This window comes from Ferrovibrio sp. (genome assembly GCF_036381655.1).
GTDB lineage: Bacteria > Pseudomonadota > Alphaproteobacteria > Ferrovibrionales > Ferrovibrionaceae > Ferrovibrio.
Map to the genome: position 1 here is coordinate 12,982 of NZ_DASVCJ010000026.1, position 26,034 is coordinate 39,015.

Here is a 26,034-nt window from a genome sequence, read left to right on the forward strand (position 1 = left end):
TTGACGAGGCGGCTTACTGCGGCGGCCCTTCGCCGCGGCCGCTGATTTTGCGCAGAAAGACGCCCTCGGCATCGCAGGCCGGGAAAGCCAGGATCACCTCGGTACCCTCGCCGGGCCGGCTGCGCAGCGCCAGTTCGCCCTGATTGAGTTCGACCATCGCCTTCGTGAGCGGCAGGCCGAGCCCGGTGCCGGCATGCTTGCGGCTGAGCATGCTATCGATCTGCCCGAAGGGCTGGAAGGCGATGCGAATCTCCTCGGGCGACATGCCGATGCCGCTGTCGCGCACCGCGATGCGCACCTTGCCGTCCTCGGTCAGCTGGGCGGTGACGCCGACCGTGCCGCCATGCGGCGTGAATTTCACGGCGTTGGACAACAGGTTGATCAGGATTTGCCGCAGCATGCGTTCGACCACATGAATGTGCAGCTCCTGCTCCGCCGTCGTCACTTTCAGCGTCACGCCCTGCCGCTCGGCCAGCGGCCGCACCATGCGGGCCGCCATCTCGACGGCGTGATGGATTTCGATCGGCGCGGCGTCATGCGTATCGAAGCGCCCGGCCTCGATCTTGGCGAGATCGAGCAGGTTGTTGATCAGTTCCAGCAGATGCTGGGCGCTGTCGTTGATGTCGCCGGCATATTCGAGATAGCGGGCATTGCCCATCGGGCCGAAGCGCTGATTGCGCAGGATTTCGGAGAAGCCGAGGATGGCATTCATCGGCGTGCGCAGTTCGTGGCTCATATTGGCGAATTGCTGCATGCGGGCGTGATTGACGTCCTCCGCCTTATGCAGCGCGATGGCGAGTTCGCGCGTCATCATCCGAAGCTGGTTCTTGGTGCCGCGCAGCGAGCGGATCAGTCGCTGCGCCAGGAGAATGATCGGCGTCGCCACCGTTGCGGCGACCAGTGCCGATATAAGCAGGAAGTCGAGGCCCGGCACTTTCCAGAACAGCCAGCCATACAGGATATGAAACGCCACCGCGCCGACCACGATCATGCCGACCAGCACCAGAGTCGCCACGGCGGGCGGCATCCGGCCAAGCCAGCGGTTCAGGCTGTCGCGCAGGCGCGCGAACGGTCCCGGTTGGCCACGGCTTTGAGCGGAGGCGGCGGCCTTGGCAGCCGAACTCCCCCCGGTGCGAAACAGCGTCGACAAAGCATTCCCCAAGCGAAAGCGCGCAAGGCCGGCTGTTTTTCATTCTGCCTTGCGCGACGATGCTTAGCTTCGTCAATTCCCTTGGAATTACAAGTAATTAGACGGTAATGGATGCAACCGATACGGGAGGGGCGGCCGGCGGCGGCCTATACTTCGCGGCTGGGTGGCATCAGGCTGCCGGCACCTCGAACCGGCCGGCCTGATAATCGCGGATCGCCTGCTCGATTTCCGGCCAGGTATTCATCACGAAAGGTCCATGCGCCACGATCGGCTCGTCGATCGGATCGGCATGGCCGAACAGCAGCACGCTGTCGGCGGACGCGTCGATGCCCAGCGCATCGCCGGTCTCGCTCAGTTCGACGAGATCAAAGCCGCCCGCCTCCTGTCCGCCGACGCGGATGGCGCCGCGCACGACATAAAGGAAGATGCTGCGGCCCTCCAATCCGGCGAAAGCCAGATGCGCGCCGGCTTTGGCTTCGATCACCGCCATGAACACGCCCGTCAGCGATGGGACCGGCCCATGCTTGCCGTGCCATTCGCCGGCGATGAGTTGCAGGCGCGCCTTGCCGTCTTCGCCCGGCAGCACCGGGATCGCATCCGCCTGCAGGCCGATATAGCGCGGCGCGGTCATCTTCAATTTGGCCGGCAGATTGACCCAGAGCTGCAGAATCTCCAGTGCGCCGCCCTGGCGCTTGAAATCCTCCGGCGACAATTCGGCATGGATCAGGCCGCGACCGGCCGTCATCCATTGCACGCCGCCCCTGCGGATGATGCTTTCATGGCCGGCGGTGTCGCGATGCGCCAGTTCGCCTTCGAGGATGAAAGTCACCGTCTCGAAGCCGCGATGCGGATGCGGCCCGAATGGCAGGCCGCGATTATGCGGCGGATAGACCTGCGGACCGTGATGATTGAGAAACAGGAACGGCCCGACATGCGCGATGCCCGGCCCGGGCAACGGCCGCCGCGTCTGCAGATCGCCGATATCGTCGCGCAAGGCGGGATGAAGCTGTTTGATCTGCCGATGGATGATCATGGCGTGGAATCCGGCAGCGAAATCGATCCTGTCCATATAGGGCGTCATGCCTTGTCTTGGGGGAGGCCATGCCATGGCACGGGGGTATTGACGCGACAGAGAGTTCGCATTACGTTCTTACGAAACCCTTTGCTGCTGTTGCACATCGTGCAGACGTAGCTTGCCCCTGACGCTAGCCTGGTCCGGCTGGCAGGACGCACTCGTTTAACAAGAATATTTTCGTCACTCGAATTGGTTCCAATTGGCCTGACTTGGCTCGAATGGAACTCAACGGGCATTCAATTGGCTTTCCATCAGCCCTCGATCGGCACCGAATTGGCCGTCAACGGCCTCTATTGATGCGCAATGGGCCGAACCCGATGCTGACATACAATGATCTAGCTGAAAAAAACCTCAGGCATCCTTGGCCAGACGCAGGAAGCATTCGCCAACCAGAAGATGTGTCACCATCCCCTTTTGCTGACCGTCGTCCAGCGGCAGGATCAGCCGGTCGTATTGCAGGATCTTCAGCCCGTCCCAGCGGGTCACGCTGACATGGAACGGCGCCCGCTGCGCCGCCGCCAGATCGAGATGCTGACACATCACCGGCCGCGTTTCGGCGATCCTGCCATCCGGCCGCGGCTGCAATCCGCCGCCGCCGACCGCGGCGGTCCGGCGATAGCCCTCGCCCGTCTGCAGATAGAGATAGCTGCCATCCTCCTCGGCGAGCGCGACCAGCGCCAGGTCCGCCGCGCCCGGCAAGGTCGCCAGATACGGCAGCGCGGCGAAAGCCAGCATCGGCCGCGCGCCTCTGGCCCCATCGTACCAGGCTTTCAGCGCCACCAGCTCGGGCGCGACGATCTCGTCTGCTGCCCAATGATCCGCCGGCCTGGTCTGGGTCGGCGGCTTCATGGCCTGACGGAAGAGGCTTCGACCGGCACGGGCCTGGGCCGCCCCTCTTCGTCGATGGCGACGTAGGTATAGACGCCCTCGGTCACCTTGATCTCGGTCGGATCGAGCCGCCGCGCCACGATGGTCTCCAGCTTCACCGCCATCGAGCTGCGGCCGACGCGGATGATGTGGCCGTAGATCGAGACGATGTCGCCGACCTTGATCGGCTGATGAAAGGTCATGGCATCCACCGCCACGGTGGCGACGCGGCCCTGGGCGCGGCGGGCGGCGACGATGCCGCCGGCGATGTCCATCTGGCTGAGCACCCAGCCGCCGAAAATATCGCCGTTGCCGTTCATGTCAGCGGGCATCGGCGCGGTGCGGATCAGCGGCTCGCCCCGGTCGACGCGCATGTGCGACAAGCCGCCCTGATCGTCCGCCCGTCCCGTATCCTGGCGCGTATCCTGGCGTTTATCCTGGGAAGCGTTTGCCATTCATCCACCATATGTTGGTTGTGCCGCTAGACCTGCCCACACTATACTGCGTCGCAACGACGAGTCATCCCGTAAATAGAATCCATGAATGTTATGAACGACTTGTTCCAGTCTGGCGGTAAGAGCGGCAGTGATTACACCGCCAAGGATATCGAAGTTCTCGAAGGCCTCGAGCCGGTGCGCCGCCGGCCCGGCATGTATATCGGCGGCGTCGACGAGCGCGCGCTGCATCATCTGTTCGCCGAGGTGCTCGACAATGCGATGGACGAGGCGGTCGCCGGCCATGCCGACCGCATCGAGGTCGAATTGCAGGCCGACGGTGCGCTCAGGGTGTTCGACAACGGCCGCGGCATCCCGATCGACAAGCACCCCAAGTTCAAGGACAAGTCGGCGCTGGAGGTGATTCTCACCACGCTGCATTCCGGCGGCAAATTCTCTTCCAAGGTCTATTCCACCGCCGGCGGCCTGCATGGCGTCGGCATCTCGGTGGTCAATGCGTTGTCGGACCGGCTGATCGTCGAGGTCGCGCGCGAGCGCGAACTGTGGCGGCAGGAATATTCCCGCGGCGCGCCGAAGGGAAAACTCATCAAGGTCGGCGCGGCGCCGAACCGGCGCGGCACCAGCGTGATCTTCCATCCCGACGAACAGATCTTCGGCAAGGGCGCGCATTTCCGCCCGGCCCGCATCTTCAGGATGGCGCGCTCGAAGGCCTATCTGTATCCGGGCGTCAAGATTTTCTGGAAATGCGCGGCCGAGCTGATCCTGACCGGAGACGATACGCCGACCGAGGCGGTGCTGCATTTCCCCGGCGGCCTGCAGGATTATCTCGCGGCGCAGCTGGAGGGCCAGCAGACGGTCACGCCGACGCCGTTCGCCGGGCGCGCGGCTCTGGCCGGCGAGCGCGGCCAGGTCGAATGGGCGATCCACTGGCCGCAGGAAATCGACGAAGGCTGGCTGCATTCCTACTGCAACACCGTGCCGACGCCGGAAGGCGGCACGCATGAGGCGGGGTTCCGCTCGGCCCTGCTGCGCGGCTTCAAGGATTACGCCGAGCTGACCAACAACCGCAAAGGCAGCAGCATCACGGCCGACGACATCATCGGCGGCGCCACGGCGATGTTGTCGGTCTTCATCAAGGAGCCGCAATTCCAGGGCCAGACGAAGGACAAGCTGGTCACCGTGGAAGCGCAGAAGCTGGTCGAAGCGGCGGTGAAGGATCATTTCGACCATTGGCTGGCCGGCGCGCCGCAGCACGCCAATGCCCTGCTCAACCGCATCATCGAGCGCGCCGAGGATCGCCTGCGCCGCCGCGCCGAGAAGGAAGTCGGCCGCAAATCGGCGACCCGCAAATTGCGCCTGCCCGGCAAACTGGCCGATTGCTCCGACGAAGCCGCCAACGGTTCGGAGATCTTCATCGTCGAGGGCGACAGCGCCGGCGGCTCCGCCAAGCAGGCGCGCGACCGCCGCACCCAGGCCGTGCTGCCGCTGCGCGGCAAGATCCTCAACGTCGCTTCCGCCGGCTCGGGCAAGCTGGCCGCCAACCAGGAGCTGTCGGATCTGGTGCTGGCGCTCGGCTGCGGCACCGGCAGCAAATACCGCGAGGAGGATCTGCGCTACGACAAGGTCATCATCATGACCGACGCCGATGTCGACGGCGCGCATATCGCCTCGCTGCTGATGACCTTCTTCTTCCGCGAGATGCCCAAGCTGATCGAGCATGGCCATCTTTATCTCGCCCAGCCGCCGCTCTACCGGCTCAGCCATGGCGGCAAGACGGTCTATGCGATGGACGATCTCGACAGGGACCGCCTGACCAAGGAGGTCTTCGGCAACAAGAAGGTGGAAGTCAGCCGCTTCAAGGGCCTTGGCGAGATGCCGCCCGCGCAACTCAAGGAAACCACGATGAATCCCAAGAACCGCACACTCCTGCGGGTCCAGGTGCTGACCGACGACGTGAAGGAGACCGACGATCTGGTCGAACGGCTGATGGGCCGCAAAGCCGAGATGCGCTTCCAATTCATCCAGGAGCGCGCCGCTTTCGCGACCGATATCGACGTCTAGCCATGGATTTCGTCGGCATCGAGGGCTATTCGACCATCGCCCTGGTGTCGATCGCCACGGCTACCGTCAACGTCCTGGTGATGTTCGGCTTCAGCCTCGTGCATCCGCGCGAGACCGGCCCTTCGACCTGGGCCCTTGCCAATGCCATCATTGGCGCCGGCGCCGCCGTTCTGCTGCTGCGCCGGCCGGACAACGAGCCTTTCATTGCCTTCATCGGCAACCTCGCCTTCGTCATCGGCTTCGTCGTCTTCGGCTGGGGCTGCGCCCGCTTCCTGCGCAAGCGGCCGCCCTTCGTCCTCGGCATCGCCGCGATAGCGGTGTTCATCGTGCCGTTCAGCTATTATGTCTTCTGGGCGCCCGACCCCGTTATCCGCGTCGCCGTGGTCTGCTTGGCCCTGACGGCGATCTGCGGCACCATCGCCTGGGGTATGCTGCACCGGATCGAGCCCGGCCTTCTGCAGACCCAGGCTTTGGCCGGGATGATGTTCGGCATCATGGCGGTGCTGTTTTTCCTGCGCGCCGTGGCCGCCGTGACGGGATTGTTCGATACCGCCGCCTTCAGCCGCGGCCCGTTGGGCAACGGCATCTTCCTGATCCCCTGTATCATTTCGTTCCTGGCGACGACGGCCTGCGGCCTGATGCTGACCCAGCGCCTGCAGCAGCGCCTGCGCTCCGCGGTCCAGCTCGACGACCTCACCGGCCTGCTCAGCCGCGGCCTGGTCGACGAGTTCGGCGTCAAGGAAGTGTCGCGGGCGCGGCGGCATGGCCTTCCCCTCTCCATCCTGGCCTTCGACCTCGATTTCCTGACCCAGGTGAACCGCCGCCACGGCTATCCGACTGGCGATGTCGTGCTGCGCCGGCTGGCCGAAGCGGTGGCCGGCAATCTGCGGCGCGAGGATGAATTCGGCCGGCTCGATGGCGGGACCTTCTGCGTCATCCTGCCGAGCACCCAGCTTGACGGTGCGCAGATTCTCGCCGAACGCCTGCGCAACCATATCGCCGGCGCCAGATTGTGGGTGGATGCGGATACCGAGCTGACGGTCACGGCCAGCTTCGGCGTCGCCACGCTCGGCCTGCATGGCAATGACTGGGCGTCGGTGCTGCAACGGGCTCTCGCCGCGCTGTATCGCGCCAAGACCAACGGACGCAACCGCATCGAAGTGGCGATGCTCGGCCCCGCGGCCTTCCATCGGGCCTGAAACTGGCTGTCAGCGCGTCAGCCAGCGGCGCAGCGCCGCTGCGACGGCGTCCGGCTCTTCCATCGGCGGCAGATGGCCGGCGCCTTCGATGACGACCAGTTCGGCGCCGGGGATCAGCGCCGCCATTTCCTCATGCCCTTCCAAGGGCGTCAGCGCATCCTGACGGCCGCAAAGCACCAGGGTCGGCACCTTGTAATGCGGAAGATGGGGCCGGCTGTCGGGACGCCCCATGATCGCCGTCTGCTGCCTGATGAAGCCGTCGCGGCCGATCTCCTCGGCCATCGCCATCAGACGGTCGGTCAGCGGTTTCTTGTCGAGATTGTCAGGATGCAGCAGGACAGGCAGCAATTGCGGCGTGACGCCCCTGAAACGGCCGGTCTGCGCCAGCTGAATGAACGCGCGGCGGCGCTGCGTCTGCTCGGGCGTGTCCGGCCGCGCCGAGGTGTCGAGCAGCGCCAGCTTGGTGACCCGCTCCGGCGCCTGGCGCATGATCTCGTGGCAGATATAGCCGCCCATCGAGAGTCCGCAGAGGGCGAATTTCTCAGGCGCCTCGGCCAGCACCGCACGTGCCATGTCGGTCATGCTGTCCAGATTGTATTGACCGGACGGGACAATGCATTGCGCCGTGCCGGACAGGCGCGCCACCTGTTCACGCCAGAAATCGGCGGTGAGCAACAAGCCGGGCACAAGCACCAGGGGCTGGCGCATCGTCTGTCCTTTCTTTCGATTACTTGATCAACTGAGACAGCGCCTTGAACTGGGCATGCGATGCAGTTTCGAGCCACTCGAACAGGCACATCTCCGTGCTGACCAGCGCCACGCCCGCCATGCCCAGACGCTGCCTGGCCAACTCGACATTCTCCCGGCGGCGGGAGGCAATGGCATCGGCAACGACGAAAACGTCGTAATCGCCTGCAATCAGGTCCAGCGCCGTCTGCAACACGCAAACATGCGCTTCGATCCCGGCGATGACGATCCGCTTGCGGCCGAACTGCTCGATACGCCCCCTTATCGCCGGATCGGCATAGGCGGAAAAATGCATCTTTTCGCAGACGGGAGCGCCTGCGGCAACTTCGGCGACCGCGGCCACGGTCCCCCCCAGGCCCTTGCGGTACTGCTCGGTCAGTAGCGCCGGAATGCCGAGTTTGCCGGACGCCTGCAGTAAAATGGCGCTATTGCGGACAACCGCCTCGCCGTCCTGCATCGCCGGCAGAAGGCGATCCTGGATATCGACGATGAGTAAAAGGCTTTGGGCGGCGGAAAGCAGGGTCATAGCGTATCAGGACTTTAGCGCCTGACGCCACCTGCCGCAAATGCCGCCAGGCGATCAATGACTGAACAGGACCGGGATCGTGGCGTCGGCGAGCACGGTTTCGGTGGCGCCGCCAAAAACCACCTCGCGCCACCGGACATGGCCATAGGCGCCCATGACCAGAAGATCCGCCGAATGCCTTGCCGCTTCCGAGAGGATCAGTTCGCCGATCTCCGTTCCGTCCTGGCGCAGCACGGACAATTCGGCCGCGACATCATGTTGCGCCAGATGACGGACCAGCAGGCCGCCGCTTTCCTGGGCAGCGCCGTCCGAATTGATGCATAGCACGGTGACGGCGCCAGCCCGTTTCAGAAGAGGCAAAGCATCGTGAACGGCGCGCGTCGCCTCCTTGCTGCCGTTCCAGGCGGCCAGAATGCGCATCCCGGCAACCTGAGCGCTCCCGTTCGCCTCCGCCGGAAGGACAAGGACCGGACGGCCGAGATCGAGCACCGCATCGTTCCTCAACAGCTCGGCGCCATATTCGTCGCCGAGGATGCGATCCTCGCTCTTGCAGCCTGCCTGGCCGATGACGAGCAGATCGGCGACACGGCCATGGACATGGATCGCCTCGAGAGCGCCGCCATCGTATTCGATCCATTCGCCGGAGATCTCGTAGCCGGCAAGCGATGCCTGGAAGGCATCGCGCGCTGTCCTGGCCGCCAGTTCCAGATTGGCCTTATGCTCCTCGATCACCGAATGCGGGATATAGTGATAGGCCATCGGAAGGCGCGGCCGGCTGAGCAGGCCGGTCAGATGAGCGCCGCAATGCTGCGCCAGCAGCGCCGCATAATCGACGCAAACCGGTTTTTCACCGCAAACATCGGCGGCAAGATACAGGGTGATATTGCGGTAACTCATCGGCTCGGCCTTACCATGCCCGATCAGTTGCCCAGCAGAACGGGGACGGTCATGCTGCGCAGGACCGTCTCGGTCACTCCGCCGAACACCATTTCGCGCAGGCGGGAATGGCCGTAGGCGCCCATGACGAGCAGATCGACGCCGCGATCGGCAACGGCGGACAGCAAGGCCTCGCCGGGCCCGATGTCCTGGGCGACGGCATTGGCGACCTCGACCTTGACGCCGTGCCGTGCCAGATGGCGGGCGATCTCCGCGCCCGGCGTGCCACCCTCCTGCTCGGGATTGATGCCGAACACCACCACCTGCTTGGCGGCGGTCAGGAACGGCATTGCATCATGCAGCGCCCGCGTCGCCTCCTTGCTGCCGTTCCAGGCAACCATGATGTACCTGCCGATTTCGGGATATTGGCCGGCATAGGGGATGGTCAGGATCGGCCGGCCGGCGCGCAGCGCCAATTCATGCGGCAGCACGTCGACACCGGCGGGCACAACGGCGGGATCCTTCGGATCGGGATCGGGCTGGCCCAGCACGAGCAGGTCGAAGGAACGTCCGAAGGTCTCGACGGCATCGACCGGCAGCCGCTCGCTTTCCAGCCAATCGCTGGTCACCCCCTGCTTGGCCGCCTCGGCTTCGAAGGCCGCCTTGGCCTTCTGCGCTTTGGCGCGGGCTTCCTGGGCCTGACGCTGGAACAGCTCAGCGGGAACATATTCACCCATGTAGTAGAGTTGCTGCGGCGGCGGCAGAGTGTACAGCGCGGTCACATGCGCATTGAACTTCCGCGCCAGCAGGAGCGCCGCGTCGGTCTTGGCCCCATTGCGGGGATCGTCGGTAAGGTGGACGAGAATATCACTGTAGGTCATGAGAATGCCTCGCTTCCTGATCTGGCCGTCCGAGCGACGACAAGGCCATCCTGCCGCATGAAACTGATGCGGCATTGACTTGGGTCAATTGGAAAACGAGGCTTTTTTGATGGCTGCTAGTTACTCAGCACAACCGGCAATGTCATATTGGACAGCACAGTTTCCGTGACGCCGCCGAACACCATTTCCCGCAGGCGGGAATGGCCGAAGGCGCCCATGACGACCAGATCGGCATTGCGGGCCTGCGCTTCCGCCATCAGTGCAAGGCCGACCTTCTGGCCGCCACCATCGACGACCGCCGTCTCAAGCCGCAGACCGTAGCGTTGCAGATGCTCGGCGATCTCGGCCAGAGGCGTCCGTCCCTTCTTCTCCGGCGCCACCACGATGAGATGCACGACTTCCGCGCCGCGCAGGATCGGCATCGTATCGTGCACGGCGCGGGCCGCTTCGCGCTTGCCGTTCCAGGCCAGCAGAACGCGGCGCCCCACTTCACCGAATTGTCCCGCATACGGGATGGCAAGCACCGGACGCCCGGCCTGCAACGCCAGTTCCTGCGGCAGCACATCGGTTCCATAGGGAACCGAGGCTGGATTGCCCGGATTGGGATCGGGCTGCCCGACGATCGCCATGTCGCTTGCCCGCACCGCCAGGCGCAATGCCTCGACCGGCGCCATGTCGCTGGCAAGCCAGCGGTGCTCGATGCCGGCCCCTTCGCAGATCGACAGAAAACTCTGCCGGGCGCTGGCGGAGGCTTTCTGGGCCTCGTCCATCTGCTTCTGGATCAATTCGGTCGGGATATACTCGCCCATGTAATAGGGCACATTCGGCGGCGGCACCGTATACAGGCCGCTGACCCGCGCACCGAAGCGGCGCGCCATGGCAATGGCAACCTGAATGCGGGTCTCATTGCGCGGATCGAGTGTCAGATGCACCAGGATATCGCGGTAACTCATCGCCCGGCCTCCCTGTTCTGGGCCGCCCCGGCCTATGCCCCCGCCGGTGACAGCTGATTGATATGGCTTAAACGCAACGGCGATGATGACCGGCTGAACCGGCCCTCGCTTGAGAATTTAAGCCCCGAACAGGGTTGTTACAAGACCACACCGCGGCGAGAGTCCGCCCCGCCTAGGCGGCAGCCTGGGCCTTCCAAGGCGGCAGCCTGCCTTCTTCCACCGCATGACAGGCGACGGCACCGCCCGGCACCGGAATCGCCTTCGGCACTTCGCGCTTGCAGCGCTCGTTGGCAAACGGGCAGCGCGGATGAAAGCTGCAGCCGGGCGGCGGATTGAGCGGGCTCGGCACCTCGCCTGCCACCGGCACGCGGGCACGGCCGCTCATGTCCAGATCCGGAATGGCGTCCAGCAGCATGCGGGTATAGGGATGCTGCGGCCGGTTGAACAAGGTCTGCGTATCGGCCCATTCGACCAGCCGGCCGAGATACATCACGCCCACTTTGTCGGAGACGTGATAGACAACGGCAAGATTGTGGCTGATGAAGAGGTAAGTCAGCCCCAGCTTGCGCTGCAGATCCTTCATCAGATTGAGAATTTGCGCCTGTACGGAAACGTCGAGTGCCGATGTCGGCTCATCGCAGACCAGAAATTCCGGCTCGCCCGCCAGGGCGCGCGCAATCGAGATGCGCTGCCGCTGGCCGCCGGAGAATTCATGCGGGTATTTTGCCGCATCGACAGGCGAAAGGCCGACCTGCGTCAACAGCGCCGCGACACGATCGTCGAGCGCCTTCTTGTCCTTGAGCAGGCGGCGGAAACGGATCGGCTCGGCGATGATGTCTCCTACCCGCCAGCGCGGATTGAGCGAGGCATAGGGATCCTGAAAGATCATCTGCATCCGGCCCTGGATGTCCGGATGCTTGGCCCGCTCGGCCGCCGGACCGATTTCAACGCCCTCGAAACTGATCGAACCCTCGGTGGGCTCGTAGAGGCCGACGATCAGCCGCGCCACGGTCGACTTGCCGCAGCCGGACTCGCCCACCAGGCTGAAGGTTTCGCCCTTGTCGATCGAAAAGCCGACGCCATCGACGGCGCGCACGAAGGTTCTCGGCTTGCGCTCCAGCACCCTATTCAGCCACGGCGCCGAGACATCGAAGACCCGCTTCAAGCCGGTCACGGTCAGCATTGGCACGTTGCTCTTAGACATGAGCCTTCTCCTCGACCAGCCAACAGGCGGCCAGGCCGGAGCCGGCCGGCATCGGATCAGGGCGATCCCGATAGCAGCGGTCGAATACCTTGGGGCAACGCGGATTGAAGGCGCACCCTTTCGGGATGGCATTCAGGCGCGGCATCGAGCCGTCAATCTGCGTCAGGCGCTCGACCTTGTGCGTCATGGTGGGGATAGCCCCCATCAGACCGATCGTATAGGGGTGATGCGGCCGCTTGATCACATCCTGCACCGGCCCTATCTCGGCGATACGGCCGGCATACATGACGGCGACGCGATCCGCGGTTTCGGCAATGACGCCCATATCGTGGGTCACCAGCATCACCGCCGTACCGTGCTCGCGGCAAAGCCGCTTGAGCAAGGCGATGATCTGCGCCTGAATGGACACATCGAGCGCGGTGGTCGGCTCATCGGCGATGATCAGCTTCGGCTCCGCCGCCAGGGCCAACGCGATCACGACGCGCTGACGCATGCCGCCAGAGAATTGGTGCGGATAATGCGAGATGCGCTCGCTTGCCGAGGGAATGCCGACATCCTCGAGCAGCTTGACGGCGCGGTCGCGCGCCTGCGCATGGCTGAGCGGCAGGTGCGTGAGGATCGTCTCTATGAGCTGATCGCCGATGGTATAAAGCGGGTTGAGGCTGGTCAGCGGGTCCTGAAAGATCGCGCCGATCTGCCGGCCGCGGATCTTGCGCATCTCGGTATACGGCAGATTGTCGATGCGGCGGCCTTCGAGACGGATTTCGCCGCCGGCGATCCGGCCCGGCGGCTCCAGCAGGCCAATGATGGCCGAGCCGGTCATCGATTTACCGGCGCCGGACTCGCCCACGACGCCCAGCACTTCGCCGGCCGAGATATCGAGCGAGACGTCGTCGACGGCCACCAGCGTGCCGCGCCGGGTCGGGAATTCGACGCGGAGATTGCAAACTTCGAGAAGCTTCGGATTACTCATCGCCAACTACCGGAGCTTGGGATTAAGGGCGTCGCGCAGCCAGTCGCCCAGCAGGTTGACCGACAGCACCAGAATGGCCAGGGCCGCACCGGGGAAAATGGTGATCCACCATTCGCCGGAAAGCAGGAACTGCTGGCCGGTATTGATCAGCGTACCCAGCGAAGGCTGCGTCGGCGGCAGCCCGACACCGAGGAAGCTGAGCGTCGCCTCGGTGATGATCGCCAGAGCAAGATTGATCGTGGCGATCACCAACACCGGCCCCATGACATTGGGCAGCACATGGCGGATCGCGATCAGCGGACCGGGCAGGCCGATGACACGGGCGGCCTGGACATATTCCTTGTTCTTCTCGACCAGCACCGAGCCGCGCACCGTGCGGGCGTACTGGACCCAATAGCTCAGGCCGATCGAGACGATCAGCACGGTCAGCGCCGCCTCGCTATGCCGGTCGGAGCCCATGACGCTGCGGGTGACGCCATCGACCAGCATGGCGATCAGGATGGCCGGGAACGACAGCTGCACATCGGCGATGCGCATGATGAAGGCATCGACCGAACCGCCGAGATAGCCGGCAATCAGCCCAAGGCCGATACCGAGCACCATGGCGAAGATGACCGCAAGAAATCCGACGCTGAGCGAGGTGCGCGATCCATACATGATGGTCGACAGAATATCGCGGCCCTGATCGTCGCTGCCCAGGAGGAAAGACGGATCGCCCCCCTCTTCCCATACCGGCGGCTTGAAACCGTCGGACAGGTTCAGCGAAGCCAGATCGAAGGGGTTGTGCGGCGCCAGCAATGGCGCACCGTAAGCGGCGGCGAAGAACACCACGGTGATCAACGCCGAGAGCATGACCAGCTTCGAGCGGGTGAAGCTCCAATACAGATCGCTGTCCCGGATCTGCGTCCACCATGCCGACAGGCGTGCAAACGGCGATATCACTTGGCTCCCCCCACCCTGGCAGCCTGAGAACGCAGACGCGGATCGACGACGAAATACAGCATATCGACTATCAGATTGATCAGGACGAAGAGAAAACCGATCAGCACCAGGTAGGTCGCCATCACCGGGATGTCGGCATAAAGCACCGATTGCAGGAACAGCAAACCGACGCCGGGCCAGGAGAAGACGGTTTCCGTGATGATCGCGAAGGCGATGACCGAGCCCAGTTGCAGTCCGGTAATGGTGATCACCGGCACAAGCGTGTTCTTCAATGCATGGCCGAAATGCACCGCCCGGTTCGACAGGCCGCGGGCACGCGCGAATTTGATGTAGTCGGTGCGCAGGACTTCCAGCATCTCCGCCCGCACCAGGCGCATGATCAAGGTAAGCTGGAACAGGCCGAGCGTGATCGCCGGCAGGATGATGGCCTTGAGCCCCTCGATGGTGAGCAGCCCGGTGGACCAGAAGCCGATCTTGACGACTTCGCCGCGGCCAAACGACGGCAGCCAGCCAAGCAGCACGGCAAAGATGTAGATCAGCAGAATTCCGATCAGGAATGTCGGCAGCGAGACGCCGATCAACGAGATCGTCAGCATCAACCGGCTGAGCCAGTGATGGGGATAGAGCCCGGAGAAAACCCCCATCGGAATGCCGGCAAACAATGCGAACAGCGCAGCGACAAGGCTGAGTTCGAGCGTCGCCGGCAGGCGCTCGGCGATCATCTGGCCGACCGGCTGGGTCGTGCGGTAGCTCAGGCCGAAATCGCCCTGCACGGCATTGACGACAAAACGGCCGAAACGCACCGGCATCGGATCGTCCAGGCCAAGCGTCTTGCGCAGCTCGACACGCTGTTCCGCCGGAAGGTCCTGGCCGGCGATGATCGCCACCGGATCGCCGACGAAATTGAACATGGCGAAGGCGATGAACGCCACCGCCAGCATGACAAGAGCAGCCTGGATAATGCGTCGAACTATAAAAGCAATCATAGAGCAGGTCCCGAACGGCTACGGCCCGGACCAATAGTCCGGGCCGCCCGTTATAACAGGATAGGTAATTATTTCACCTTCACGAAGCGCAGCGGGAAATAGTTGTCCGCCGGCTGGAAGAGATCGACCGTATCCTTTGCCGCCCAGACCAGAACCTGCTGATGCAGCGGGATATACGCATAGTCATTGAGATAGATCTTGGTGGCTTCCTTGATCATCTCGTTGCGCTTCGCGATATCGGTCTCCTGCTCGATCTTGTCGGCCAGTGCATCGAACTTCGGATTCGAGTAGCCGCCCGCGTTGAACAGACCCTTGCCGGTCTTGGCGCTCGGCGTCTGAATCAGCGATTCGAAGACGTTATGCACGTCGTAGGTCGCGCCCGGCGACCAGCCCAGCATGTAGAAGCTGGTGTTCGGCGACTTCTCGATATCCGAGGAAGTACGCAGAATCTTGGCAAAGTACTTCGAACGGGTCTGCGCCAGCAGGTTCACCTTGACGCCGATCTTGGCCAGCATCGAAACGACCGCCTGGCAGATCGCCGCATCCTTCACGTAGCGGTCGTTCGGGCAGTCCATGCCGGTTTCGAAACCGTTCGGATATCCCGCCTCGGCAAGCAGCTTCTTCGACAAAACCGGATCGTATTTCGGGCGGACATCGAGGTCCTTCATGTAGCCGTTCAGACCCTGTCCGATCATCAGCGCCGTCGGCTGCGACTGGCCGCGCATCACCGTGCGCTTGATCGCCTCCACGTCGATGGCCCGGTAGAAGGCCTCGCGCACGCGCTTGTCCTTGAACGGGTTCTTGCCCTTGATGTTCGATTCCGGCAGCTCGGGGGCCTGCTGGTTGAAGCCGAGGAAGACCACGCGGGTTTCCGGCCCCTGAATGATACGCCGGCCCGGAGTCTTGGCGATGCGGTCGGTATCCTGCGGCGGCACGGTATAGATCATGTCGATCTCGCCCGACAGCAGGGCGGCAACGCGGGTCGCGTCATTGGCGATGCGCTGGAAGACGACCTTGGTCAGGTTGTGCTCCGGCTTGTCCCACCATCCCTTGTTCGGCTCCAGAACGGTCTTCACGTCCGGCTCGCGGCTCACGACGACGAAGGGGCCCGTGCCATTCGCGTTGCGCGTGGCAAAGTTCTCCTCGTTTTTCGTCATGTCGGCAGTCGAGGTGGCGTTGTGCTTCTCCGCCCAGATCTTCGACATGATGCCGATCTGCGCCAGCTTATCGACCAGCAGCGGATCGGGATACTTCGTGTCGATCTCGACGGTGAAGTCGTCGACCTTGCGCACATCCTTCACCGAGGTGAAGTTGCCCGAAACGTTCGAGCCCTTGCCCATGGCGCGGGCGTAGGAGAAGACCACGTCATCGGCGGTGAAGGGCTCGCCGCCCTGGAACTTCACGTTGTGGCGCAGATTGAAGCGCCACAGCGTCGGATTCACCTGGGTCCACTTCTCGGCCAGCGCCGGCTCCAGCTTCAGATCGCGATTGCGACGCGCCAGCGGCTCGTAGATGTTCGCCATGAAGCTGAGCAGGAATGTCTCGTTGCGGGCATACGGGTCCATCGAGTTGACGTCGCCGTCATTCGCCCAGGTAAACGTCTTGGCCGAACTCGGCTGCGCGCCGAGCAGTGCGACCGCTGCCACAGCAGCGATCAGCGTGGCCTTCAAAAACTTGCCTCGTTGCATCGTCCCCTTTTCCTTCTCCCAACGATGATGTGGCCCGTTGTGACCGGGCCGGATATGACACCAGAGAACCCTTTGGCTCCAAGGCGTTGGCGGATCATAAGGCGCTCGACGCGGACGCGTCTACATCTGTTGCGAATGCACCGCGCCGAAAAAGGCCGCCTCCCTGCCGGCCAGTCGTGCAGATCGACCGCTTTTTCAGCGGACCAATCATTCCCGGCCCGCCGATACCGCGGCTGATTCACGCCAGAGGCCGGGCAAGCGATACGACATCGCGGCCCTTCAGGATGCGCCGGGCAGGCATGATCAGCGTGCAACCGCCCTTGGGGGCGCGGATCTCTTCGTCGCCGTCCACGGCTATGAGCGCGCCGCCGGCAAGCTCCTCGAAACCGACGAAGGGCGCCGCAAACCTGAATTGGTCCGTCTTGGCGACCAGCACGTCCATGACTTCATAGCGCTGCGGCTCACCCGCCAAGGGTGCATATTGCGCCGCAAGATCGGCGGGAATCATACCCGCATAGTCGAGAAAGCGCATGGTCACGCCGATGGCGAGATCGCCGCTCGTCCGCGCGAAGTGCTGGCCGCATTCGACGACCAGGGCCACCGGGGTCGCCGCGGGATCGCCGAAGGCGCCGTACTGGATGAGCGGCCGTCCCGGATGCTTCACGCCCGGCAGGATCACATGATGCAGCGGCGAGCGCAGATGCCGCGCCAGCGGCCGCAGCTTCTCATGCGGCTCGTGGATCAGCATCGGCGGAACGGCATAGGAAGTCGAATGCAGATCAAGCAGAGCGTCGGCCTCGGCATAGATATGCCGCAGGGCGCGGGCGCGCTTCACGTCAACGGTCTCGTCCGGCCCTTCCAACGTGTCGAGGTCCCAGACCCGGTTGAAATCGCGTTCGACGAAGCGCGATTCGAACGGCTGGGCCGGATCGAAGCGGTGATAGGCGTCGACATTGGCGAAGACCAAGGTCAGCTTGCCGCGCAACGGCCGGATGCCGCGCTCGAACAAAGTCGTCACTGCGATCATGCCACAGAATTCATTGCCATGGGTCAGCGCATTGACGATCACATGCGGGCCGGGCCGGCCGGAGTCGAAGGTATGGACATAGTCCACGCCGCGGTTGCCCTTCCGATAGGCCGAAAGATCCTTCGGCATCAATTCGACCGGCGGCAGCGCCGAATGCTGATCCATTATCGCTGGCTCCAAATGAACAGCACGCTTCCCACACCATAGATGCCGAAGGCGAGCATGAGCAGTCCCGAAAGGCCGTTGATCCATCGCATGCTGTCGTTGCCCAGCCGGTGCCTGTAGGCGCCGGCGAGCCCCGCGAGCGACAGCCACCAGATCGACGAGCCGGCAAAGACGCCGAGCACCAGCCAAGCGGCCATCGCATTGGTCAGGCCGAAGGCGCCGACGCCGAAGAAGGCGAAGACGCCGAGGAAGGCCACGATCGTGATCGGGTTGGTGGCGGTCAGGACGAAGGTGGAGACGAAGCCCGACAGCAGGCCGTTGCGCGGCTCGGCGAGAAGCTTTTGCGGCATCGGATGCAAGGCCGCCCGCAGCATCCGCCAGGCCATGAAACAGAGGAACAGGCCGCCGGCGCCGCGGAAGAGCAACTCATGCTGCTCCAGCCAACGGGAAACGAGGCTCAGCCCGAAGGCGGCTATGGCGCCGTAGAAGGCATCGGCGCAGGCCGCCCCCAGTCCGGCGGTAAGGCCGCTCAGCCGGCCGCGATGCAGCGTCCGCTGCACGCACAGCACTCCCACCGGCCCCACCGGCGCAGCAATGATGAACCCCGCCAGACCGCCTTTGCCCAGCATCAGCAGGCTGTCCCACACCGTCAGATTACTCCAGAACTGTCGTTGTCATGGGCTGTAGCATGGCGAGCCGTGATCGTAAACCTATGCTGGTCTACAATTCTGGATCTATATCTTGATCAAATACTGGCACTTACCATAGGTCCACTCTTGCTGTATCCGACCGGCAAGGAGACTTGCCATGCCAGATCGGACCGGCGCCGCCCCTCGCCAACGCACCCGGATCAAGCGGGTTCCCGACCGCGGCCATTACGATGCGGCCACCATTCATGCCGTACTCGATGCCGGTTATGTCTGCCATGTGGGTTTCGGCGATGGCGATCAGCCGATCGTCATTCCCACCGCCTACTGGCGCGAGGGCGAGCATCTTTATATCCACGGCTCGACCAAGAGCCGCATGATGATGACGCTCGCCGGCGGTGCCCCGGCCTGCGTGACCGTCACTCTGCTCGACGGCCTCGTGCTGGCCCGCTCGGCCTTCCACCATTCGATGAACTACCGCTCGGTGGTCGCCTTCGGCCGGTTCGAAGCCGTCGCGGACGAGGCGAAGCTGGCGGCACTCGAGGCCTTCGTGGAACGCCTGACGCCCGGCCGCTGGGCCGAGATTCGCAGCCCCAACAAGCAGGAATTCAAAGCGACCATGGTCCTGCGGATGCCTTTGACGGAGGCCTCGGCGAAGATTCGGCGCGGCCCGCCGAAAGACGACGCCGAAGACATGGCACTGCATGTCTGGGCAGGCGAGTTGCCCTTCGCGGCCGGCTTCCTGCCGCCCCTGCCGGATCCGCAGCAGACAGCCGATATCCCGCTTCCGGGCTATCTGAGGGCGGCAACGAGCCGCTGAGCCGCCGCGTCCATCTCCGGCGCCGGCGTTGCGGCAAAGCCTAGGAGAAGCCCGCTCAGCCGCCTTGTCATGGCGTATTTGGACAACGGCGCGATCCCGAGCCCCGCGCCGGCGGCCGCTTTCGCGGCGGCAAGATCGTCGCGGCCGTCAGCGAATTCCGCGACCAGATGCAGCCCCGCCTCCGACCGCCGCGGCCGCAACAGGCCGGCGGCATGATGGTCGAGGGCCGCCAGCAAAGCCGTCCGCCGCTGGCGGTACAGCGTGCGCATGCGGCGCACATGCTGCGCCATATGCCCCTCGGCGAGGAAGGCCGTCAGGATGGCCTGCGGCCAGTTCGGCGCATAGCCGTCGGCCACGGCCTTGATGCGGACAAATCCCTCCACCAGATCCGGCGGCAGAACGACATAGCCAAGGCGGAAGCCAGGGTATAGCACCTTGCTGAAGGTGCCGACGTAAAGCACGCGGCTGCCGCCATCGAGGCCCTGCAGCGCCTGCAGCGGCGGGCCGCTGTAGCGATATTCGCAGTCGTAATCGTCCTCCACGATCCAGATTCCGCTGTCGCGGGCGATCTTCAACAGGGCCAGCCGCCGCGCCAGCGGCAGCGTCATGCCGAGCGGGAACTGATGCGAGGGGGTCAGCACCGCCAGCTTGGGAACAATCTTCAATCCGAGAAGTGCTGCCGGATCGAAGCCCTGATCGTCGACGGCGACCGGCGCCAGCCGCGCGCCGGTGCCGGCGAGAGCCTGGCGCACGCCCAGATAGCCAGGGTCCTCCACCGCCACCGTATCGCCCGGATCCAGCAGCAGGCGGCCGATCAGGTCCAGGGCCTGCTGGGCGCCGGAAACGATCACGATGGTCTGCGCCGTGCAGACCACGCCGCGGGTATCGGACAGGTACCGCGCGAGGGCGGCCCGCAATTCCGGCAAGCCCTGTGGATCGCCGGGACCGAGGACCAGCTTGGGGCGGCGCCGCAGCGCCTGCTGCGCCAGCTTGCGCCACAGCTCGATCGGGAACTCGTCCAGCGCCGGCAGGCCAAGCGAGGAAGCCCTGGCAGTAACACCGAACTCGCCTTCTGCGTGCAGGCCGGCAAATCCGCCGGCGCGATCCGATAGACCGGGCGATGGGGCGGCCTCGGGGCGGACGACATCCGGAACGATGTCGGTTGCAACGAAGACGCCGGCCCCCCGCCGGACCTCCAGATAGCCCTCCAGCACCAGGCGCTCGATCGCCGCGACCACGGTATTACGGCTGACCCCCAGATCGCTGGCCAAGGCTCGGCTGGACGGCAGGCGCTCGCCGGGAAGCAGTTCGCGGCTGAGCACGGCGCGCTGAACCGCCTGATGGAGCTGCTGCTGCAAACCCGGGCCGCCGGCCGACCGGTCGGGCCGGAACCATCCCAGGAAACGCCCTGCCGCACGCCGCGCCATTCTTATGATAATCCACTCTAAGTTTTTACTCTAATACATTATATCATTTATAATAAATTGGAATTCCAAAAATATTGTTATGAGCCCACACCATCACCGCATAAAGTATTGCGGCACCTATGACATTTCCCCAGCCAATATCGGCGAAACGCAGCTTGACCCGCCCCTGTGCCGCCGCAGCAAACGGAATGACTGAGGTTTTGTCTACAAAGCGTTGCCACTGCTCGCGAAAATCACCCTGTCTTTTGCGATCGATCGAACGCATACCGTTGACGGCGGTGATCAGGATGGCCCCGGCCAAAAGCCAGATCCGCAGATCGTTGCTGGCGATCATGTGAGATGCGGCCCAGAGGCTGAAGGCCCAGAGCATGGGATGCCGGGTGATCTTGATGAAGCCGATGACCGGCAGTTCCCCCTTCAGCACCATGTCAGGCCCGGCCATGGTCGGGTTGGTCTTGCGCAGGCTGCCGAGCAGAAACAGCGCCGCGACCGGTATGACCACGATCGGGACGAGGTTCAAAGCCGGCATGGGCGGCCAAAGTGCCACAGCCGGGGCCTGGCGGAAGGTCCAGATCATGGCGCCCAGCGACAGGAAGCTTAGGATCGTGAACAACCCACGGTAGCGCTGCAATCCGAGCCGGCCGACCAGCCACGGCCGCAGCGGTCCAGCCACGACGACATGCAGCAACACCCATCCCAGGGCGGCGAGAGCCAATCCAATCATTCCTCGTTCCCCTCCTTGCGAAAGCTGGCCAGCAGTTGCTGGATGGCAAGAACCGCCTGCTGGCGCTGTTCAGGGCTCAGCCGCGCCTCGATATAGCGGCGGCCTTGGCCGGCATCCGGAATGCCCTTCTGCTCCGCCAGCCGCATATAGGCCCAGGCCCGGGCTGGATCGGCGGGCAGGCCATCGCCCCGGAAGGTCAGATCGCCCAGCACGAACAGCGCCTCGGCATAACCCTGCCGCGCCGAACGGGTCAGCCAGGCCAGGGCCTGCTCTCTGTCTACCGCCACCGCCTCGCCATTGAACAGGATGCGCGCCAGCTGGAACTGCGCCAGGGGATTGCCGCGCTCGGCGGCCACTTGGTACCAGTGCAGGGCGGCCTTGGCATCGGCCCGAACACCGCCCTCGCCGGCTTCGAGATAGGCGGCGTATTTAAAGGCACCGGCGCCATGGCCGTTCTCGGCCGCCTTGCGGAACCAGTGAACCGCCTTGGGCAGGTCAAGCGGCGTGCCGAGCCAGCCCTGCTCGTACCAGAGCCCCAGCCGGAATTGCGCCCCGGCATAGCCGCCTTCCGCAGTCTTGGTGAGCAGGGCGCGGGCCTTTTCCGGATCGGCCGGCCGACCCTTGCCCTCGGCGAGATGGGTCGCGTAGTTGCTGACGGCCGGGCCGAATCCCTGCGCAACGGCCTTTTCCCACCAATCCATGGCTTTCGCCTGATCGGCAGCGACGCCCTCGCCGTTGAACAGGATCGAAGCCAGGTAATTCTGGGCGCTGGGGAAACCGGCAGCCGCCGCCCGCTTGAGATAAGGCAACGCGGCAGCAGGATCCGCCGGACCGCCCTTGCCCAGATACAGCATCCGCCCGGCCATGTCGTCGGCGGGCAGGTAGCCGATGCTTGCGGCCTGCAATGCATGCGCCCGCGCGGCCTCCAGCTCGACCGTTCCAAGCGCGCCGGTTTCCTCGAGCGCCGCCAGGTTATGCCAGCCGATCGGATCGCCCAGCTCGCCCGCCCGCTCGTAACACCGGGCGGCCTGCCTGGCGTCGGCCGGGGTGCCGATGCCCTTCTCGTAGAGCAGCCCGAGTTCGACCAGGCCCTCGGACAAATCGGCATCGGCTGCCTGAGATGCGAGTTTGAAGGCGCGATCTGGATCGGGCTTGACGTCCGTCTCGCCGCTCAACAGATACGCGAGATAGGCCTCGCCATAGGGACTTCCCGCCGCTGCGGCCTCTTCCAGCAGGGCCAGGCCTCTTGCAGGGTCGCGCTTGACGACCTTGCCTTCCATCAGCAAACGCCCCAGACGATAGCGGGCATTCACGGCACCGCCGGAAACGGCCCGCTCCAGCAGGGCTATGGCCTCCGCTTTCTCCTCCGGGCGATCGGCGAGGATGAGTTCGGCCAGATTCGCCAAGGCGGTCACCTCTCCCAACTCGCCGGCCCGGCGCAGAACCCGTTCGGCCTCCGCCAGATCGCGCGGGCCGCCCTGCCCGAGCATGAGCAGGAAACCGAGGCCGGCCAAGGCCCGAGGCTGATCCTGGGCAGCCGCCTTGGCAAACCAGGCGCGGGCCTGCGTCAGATCGCGCACTCCATCCAGCCCAAGCTGATACGACAGGCCAAGTTGATACTGCGCCTCGCGATCGCCGGCCTGCGCGCGGGTCAGCAATTCCGCCGTACCGGGGATCGGGGTGTCCGGCTTGTGGAGCGGCGCGGAAAAGCGGTCTTCGGGAAGCGCATGGGCCGGCAACGCCCAACCCGCAATAACGGCCAATACGCCGAGCAAAAGCGGCCGCGAACGCAACAATGGTGTCAACGCAAATCCTCCAGCACCGCCCTTCCCTCGGGGGTGAGCTTGCAGACAAGCCAATCGGGTTTGATCGGGTTTTCGAACCACGGCACGGCCCAGCCCGCCTTGATGCAGGACTGGATCGTGCTGGCACTGATAAGCTGCCCCCGTTCGTCGAAAAGCGGAAGCTTGCCGCCAGGCTGCTTCAGCCCGCGCCGAAGATAGCGAAGCTGTGCCGCAGTCGGTTTCTGCCCGGTTGAGACCTGATCTGCGCTCGCCATATCGCCGTCCCTGTTTTTGGCGGTTAGCATAGGTAAGCAGGCGAAAAGCGTCCATCCACGATCGAGCCGGCGTGATGCAGGCCGGACAACGCCTGGACGTTGCTATATTCGGAAAACCCGCAAAACTGGTCTCCAGGCGATTGAGATCGTTAACGAGCTTCCCGTAATCTGCGCGGATACTGGTATGCCGGGTTACGGTCCGGCCAAGACGACAGGAATATATATGTCGAAGTCGGTAAGCGAAGCTCTCATGCAGCAGGCGGGCGTAGGCCAGGATCCCATGGTGGCGGTCAATGCCCTCCTGGCCCAAGGGCAATTGGATGCCGCCCAGGCGGTGCTGGACAATCTGGTCAAGCAGGCGCCGCGCCGCGCCGATGCTTGGTTCGGCCTTGGCCAGTTGCATGCCCGGAAAGGCGATTTCAAACCGGCGGCGCAGGCGTTCAAGCGCGCCGTGCAGCTCGCTCCCGATGTTGCCGACGGCTACGTGCATCTCGGCAATCTTTATCTTCGCAACGGGCGCCTCGGCCAGGCGACCGAGACCTACCGCAACGGCCTGCAGCGGCAGCCGAATGATCCGCTGCTGCATTTCAATCTCGGCGTGGCCTTGAACCTGAATGGCGAAGCCGAGGCCGCGATCGCAAGCTTCAAGCAAGCCATCGCCCTGCATCCGTCCTATGCACAAGCCTATTTCAGCCTGGGCAATGCCTACCGCGAACTCAAACGGCCGCAGGAGGCGGAAGCGGCATATCGGGAAGCCGTCAGGCTTGAGCCACGCTATGCCGATGCTCATGCCAATTTGGCCGGCCTGCTGGCGTCGGAGGAAAAGCACCTTCCTGCCGTCGAGGCCGCCCTCGCCGCTCTGGCGCTGGCGCCGGACCACATTCATGCGCTGCGCAACCTGTCGCTGTCGCTCTACAAGCTCGGCCGTTATGCCGAAGGCGCGGAAATCGTATTCCGGGCGCTGGCGGTCGCACCGGACGATACGATGCTGCATTACAGCATGGGCGAAATGCTATACGGGCTGATCCGGCTGGATGAAACCGCCAAGGCGCAGGACTTTGCACGACGCTGGCGCGCCATGAGCAACGGTCACGCCGTCGCCGAACACATGGCGGCGGCGATCCTCGGCGAACAGACCCCGGCGCGCGCCGGCGATACCTACGTTCGCGAGATCTTCGACCGGTTTGCGCAGGATTTTGAGAAAGCCCTTTCAGGACTTGGCTATCGCGTTCCTGAAATCTTGAGCCGCGCCGCCTTGGAGGCGCTTGGCGACCGGAAAGACCTGATTGTTCTCGATGCCGGTTGCGGCACCGGTCTGTGCGCGCCCTACCTCAAACCGGCGGCACGCAAGCTGATCGGTGTCGATCTGAGCGGCGGCATGCTGGCGAAAGCGCGGGAGCGCGGTCTGTATGACGCGCTGCATGAGACCGAACTGGGCGCCTTTCTCGCTGCGGCGAGCGATCAATACGATCTGACCATCGCCGCCGACGTCTTCTGCTATTTCGGCGACCTGCAACCGAGTTTCCTAGCCATCGCCCGGAAGACCGGGCCGCAAGGCGTCCTTGGCTTCACCGTCGAAGCGGCGAAAGGACCGGCTCCGGAACAAGGCTATCGCCTCGGCGCCACCGGCCGCTACCAGCATGATGCGGGTTATGTCCGCGACACATTGCGGCAGGCGGGGTTCGATATCCTCAAATTCGAGGAGACCCAGGGCCGCGAGGAAATGGGCCAGCCGGTTCTCTGTTATCTGATACTGGCGCGAAAGCGCTAAAAGCTACATCCGTCGGGCGGCGAAACGAACCAGGGCCTTCAGCGTGGCCGCCGGCTGGTCGCGTTGCGGACTGTGGCCGCAATTCGGCAACAGCAAGGTCTCGACCTCACCCGCCGCGCGGCGAGCAATGCTGTCAACCTGCGCCGTCGTGCCATACTCGTCACCTTCCCCCTGGATCACCAGGACGGGAACCGTGATGCGGCTGACATAGGCTTCGATATTCCATTGCATGAAATCCGGGTGCAGCCAGGCATCGCACCAGCCGCGAAAGGCGCAGTCCACGTTGTCGCCGTGATATTTCGCCAGGCGGCTGCGCAAATCTGTCTCGGCATAGGCGCGGTCGGCGGCAGCGATCGAGGCGACGGAAACCTCTTCGCAGAAAACATGCGGCGCGAGCACCGCCAAGCCGAGCAGGCCGTCCCGCTGGGCCGACCCGGCATAGATCAGCGCGATCGAGGCGCCGTCGGAATGCCCGACAAGGATATGCTTGCGAATGCCCAGAGCCGCCAGCAGTGCCGGCAATTCCCTCTCGCCTTCGTCATGCATGTAGGTCAGCGGTCGCGGCAACGCGCAGGGATCCGACCCGCCATAGCCAACCCGGCTGTAGACCAGAGCCGGCAGGTTGGCTGCCGCCGCGACCTGGTCGGGAAAATCGCGCCACTGCGCCACCGAACCCAGTCCTTCATGCAGAAAGACCAGGACCGGCAGATCGGTATCGCGCAGCGTGGAATTCTTCTGGCCGATCCAGCGATATTCGACGCGGCCGGACGGCAAGCCGACATGATGCAACCCGGAAATCATACCGTCGCGA

At 64.1% G+C, this 26,034-nt stretch carries 25 protein-coding genes; 4 read left to right on the forward strand and 21 right to left on the reverse strand.

Features of this window, described 5'->3' with window-relative positions:
• Positions 1-13: 13 nt before the first annotated feature.
• The 4 genes from VF194_RS05260 to VF194_RS05275 all read right to left on the reverse strand — a co-directional run bounded on the left by VF194_RS05260 (position 14) and on the right by VF194_RS05275 (position 3,547).
• Positions 14-1,150 carry a HAMP domain-containing sensor histidine kinase gene (locus VF194_RS05260; RefSeq protein WP_330888745.1) on the reverse strand — a complete coding sequence of 379 codons (1,137 nt, stop codon included), beginning with the start codon at positions 1,148-1,150 and terminating at the stop codon, positions 14-16.
• A gap of 169 nt (positions 1,151-1,319) precedes the next feature.
• On the reverse strand, positions 1,320-2,231 hold the full coding sequence (locus VF194_RS05265; protein WP_330888747.1) for a pirin family protein: 912 nt from the start codon (positions 2,229-2,231) through the stop codon (positions 1,320-1,322).
• A 345-nt stretch (positions 2,232-2,576) separates the two neighbouring features.
• Positions 2,577-3,074 carry a hypothetical protein gene (locus VF194_RS05270; protein WP_330888749.1) on the reverse strand — a complete coding sequence of 166 codons (498 nt, stop codon included), beginning with the start codon at positions 3,072-3,074 and terminating at the stop codon, positions 2,577-2,579.
• A complete protein-coding gene (locus VF194_RS05275; RefSeq protein ID WP_414656073.1) occupies positions 3,071-3,547 on the reverse strand; it encodes an acyl-CoA thioesterase in 477 nt (158 codons plus the stop codon). Before VF194_RS05275 ends, VF194_RS05270 begins: the two co-directional genes overlap by 4 nt.
• Before the next feature lie 93 nt (positions 3,548-3,640).
• Between VF194_RS05275 and parE the strand changes: the two genes are divergently transcribed.
• Positions 3,641-5,608 (forward strand): DNA topoisomerase IV subunit B, encoded by a 1,968-nt coding sequence (gene parE, locus VF194_RS05280; protein ID WP_330888750.1) that lies wholly within the window; start codon positions 3,641-3,643, stop codon positions 5,606-5,608.
• Positions 5,609-5,610: 2 nt separating this feature from the next.
• Complete coding sequence (locus tag VF194_RS05285) at positions 5,611-6,807, forward strand: GGDEF domain-containing protein (RefSeq protein WP_330888751.1); 1,197 nt, start codon at positions 5,611-5,613, stop codon at positions 6,805-6,807.
• A 9-nt stretch (positions 6,808-6,816) separates the two neighbouring features.
• On the opposite strand, the gene VF194_RS05290 is transcribed toward VF194_RS05285, so the two are convergent.
• From VF194_RS05290 to VF194_RS05345, 12 genes are all read right to left on the reverse strand, one after another.
• Entirely contained in the window at positions 6,817-7,515 is a 699-nt protein-coding gene (locus VF194_RS05290; RefSeq protein ID WP_330888753.1) for an alpha/beta fold hydrolase, read from the reverse strand.
• 19 nt (positions 7,516-7,534) lie between these two features.
• Positions 7,535-8,080: an isochorismatase family protein gene (locus VF194_RS05295; RefSeq protein ID WP_330888755.1), complete on the reverse strand. Its 546-nt coding sequence runs from the start codon at positions 8,078-8,080 to the stop codon at positions 7,535-7,537.
• A gap of 54 nt (positions 8,081-8,134) precedes the next feature.
• A complete protein-coding gene (locus VF194_RS05300; RefSeq protein ID WP_330888757.1) occupies positions 8,135-8,977 on the reverse strand; it encodes a universal stress protein in 843 nt (280 codons plus the stop codon).
• Between the two features lie 23 nt (positions 8,978-9,000).
• Positions 9,001-9,837, reverse strand: a complete 837-nt coding sequence (locus tag VF194_RS05305) for a universal stress protein (protein ID WP_330888759.1) — start codon at positions 9,835-9,837, stop codon at positions 9,001-9,003.
• A 116-nt stretch (positions 9,838-9,953) separates the two neighbouring features.
• Complete coding sequence (locus tag VF194_RS05310) at positions 9,954-10,790, reverse strand: universal stress protein (protein WP_330888761.1); 837 nt, start codon at positions 10,788-10,790, stop codon at positions 9,954-9,956.
• A 172-nt stretch (positions 10,791-10,962) separates the two neighbouring features.
• Entirely contained in the window at positions 10,963-11,994 is a 1,032-nt protein-coding gene (locus tag VF194_RS05315) for an oligopeptide/dipeptide ABC transporter ATP-binding protein (protein ID WP_330888764.1), read from the reverse strand.
• Complete coding sequence (locus VF194_RS05320) at positions 11,987-12,967, reverse strand: ABC transporter ATP-binding protein (protein ID WP_330888766.1); 981 nt, start codon at positions 12,965-12,967, stop codon at positions 11,987-11,989. Before VF194_RS05320 ends, VF194_RS05315 begins: the two co-directional genes overlap by 8 nt.
• 6 nt (positions 12,968-12,973) lie before the next feature.
• The gene (locus tag VF194_RS05325) at positions 12,974-13,909 is read right to left on the reverse strand and encodes an ABC transporter permease (RefSeq protein ID WP_330888768.1); all 936 of its coding nucleotides are present in this window, start codon (positions 13,907-13,909) and stop codon (positions 12,974-12,976) included.
• Positions 13,906-14,895 carry an ABC transporter permease gene (locus tag VF194_RS05330; RefSeq protein WP_330888770.1) on the reverse strand — a complete coding sequence of 330 codons (990 nt, stop codon included), beginning with the start codon at positions 14,893-14,895 and terminating at the stop codon, positions 13,906-13,908. The genes VF194_RS05325 and VF194_RS05330 overlap by 4 nt, the downstream gene beginning before the upstream one ends.
• Before the next feature lie 68 nt (positions 14,896-14,963).
• Entirely contained in the window at positions 14,964-16,583 is a 1,620-nt protein-coding gene (locus VF194_RS05335) for an ABC transporter substrate-binding protein (protein WP_330888772.1), read from the reverse strand.
• Between the two features lie 238 nt (positions 16,584-16,821).
• Complete coding sequence (locus VF194_RS05340; protein WP_330888775.1) at positions 16,822-17,775, reverse strand: succinylglutamate desuccinylase/aspartoacylase domain-containing protein; 954 nt, start codon at positions 17,773-17,775, stop codon at positions 16,822-16,824.
• Complete coding sequence (locus tag VF194_RS05345) at positions 17,775-18,422, reverse strand: LysE family translocator (RefSeq protein WP_330888777.1); 648 nt, start codon at positions 18,420-18,422, stop codon at positions 17,775-17,777. The genes VF194_RS05340 and VF194_RS05345 overlap by 1 nt, the downstream gene beginning before the upstream one ends.
• Positions 18,423-18,582: 160 nt before the next feature.
• Here VF194_RS05345 and VF194_RS05350 point away from each other — a divergent pair, with 160 nt between their 5' ends.
• Positions 18,583-19,242, forward strand: coding sequence for a pyridoxamine 5'-phosphate oxidase family protein (locus tag VF194_RS05350; RefSeq protein ID WP_330888779.1), 660 nt, complete (start codon positions 18,583-18,585; stop codon positions 19,240-19,242).
• Here VF194_RS05350 and VF194_RS05355 read toward each other — a convergent pair.
• The 4 genes from VF194_RS05355 to VF194_RS05370 are packed head-to-tail and all read right to left on the reverse strand — an operon-like array spanning position 19,215 to position 23,452.
• Positions 19,215-20,669: a PLP-dependent aminotransferase family protein gene (locus VF194_RS05355; protein ID WP_330888781.1), complete on the reverse strand. Its 1,455-nt coding sequence runs from the start codon at positions 20,667-20,669 to the stop codon at positions 19,215-19,217. The two genes, VF194_RS05350 and VF194_RS05355, sit on opposite strands and share 28 nt — an antisense overlap.
• Positions 20,670-20,712: 43 nt before the next feature.
• Positions 20,713-21,393 (reverse strand): NnrU family protein, encoded by a 681-nt coding sequence (locus VF194_RS05360; protein WP_330888783.1) that lies wholly within the window; start codon positions 21,391-21,393, stop codon positions 20,713-20,715.
• A complete protein-coding gene (locus VF194_RS05365; protein WP_330888785.1) occupies positions 21,390-23,198 on the reverse strand; it encodes a tetratricopeptide repeat protein in 1,809 nt (602 codons plus the stop codon). The genes VF194_RS05360 and VF194_RS05365 overlap by 4 nt, the downstream gene beginning before the upstream one ends.
• Positions 23,195-23,452, reverse strand: coding sequence for a hypothetical protein (locus VF194_RS05370; protein WP_330888787.1), 258 nt, complete (start codon positions 23,450-23,452; stop codon positions 23,195-23,197). Before VF194_RS05370 ends, VF194_RS05365 begins: the two co-directional genes overlap by 4 nt.
• A gap of 223 nt (positions 23,453-23,675) precedes the next feature.
• Between VF194_RS05370 and VF194_RS05375 the strand changes: the two genes are divergently transcribed.
• Positions 23,676-25,223 (forward strand): tetratricopeptide repeat protein, encoded by a 1,548-nt coding sequence (locus VF194_RS05375; RefSeq protein ID WP_330888789.1) that lies wholly within the window; start codon positions 23,676-23,678, stop codon positions 25,221-25,223.
• Between the two features lie 3 nt (positions 25,224-25,226).
• Here VF194_RS05375 and VF194_RS05380 read toward each other — a convergent pair whose 3' ends face one another.
• Positions 25,227-26,024 carry an alpha/beta hydrolase gene (locus VF194_RS05380; RefSeq protein WP_330888791.1) on the reverse strand — a complete coding sequence of 266 codons (798 nt, stop codon included), beginning with the start codon at positions 26,022-26,024 and terminating at the stop codon, positions 25,227-25,229.
• Positions 26,025-26,034 lie beyond the last annotated feature (10 nt).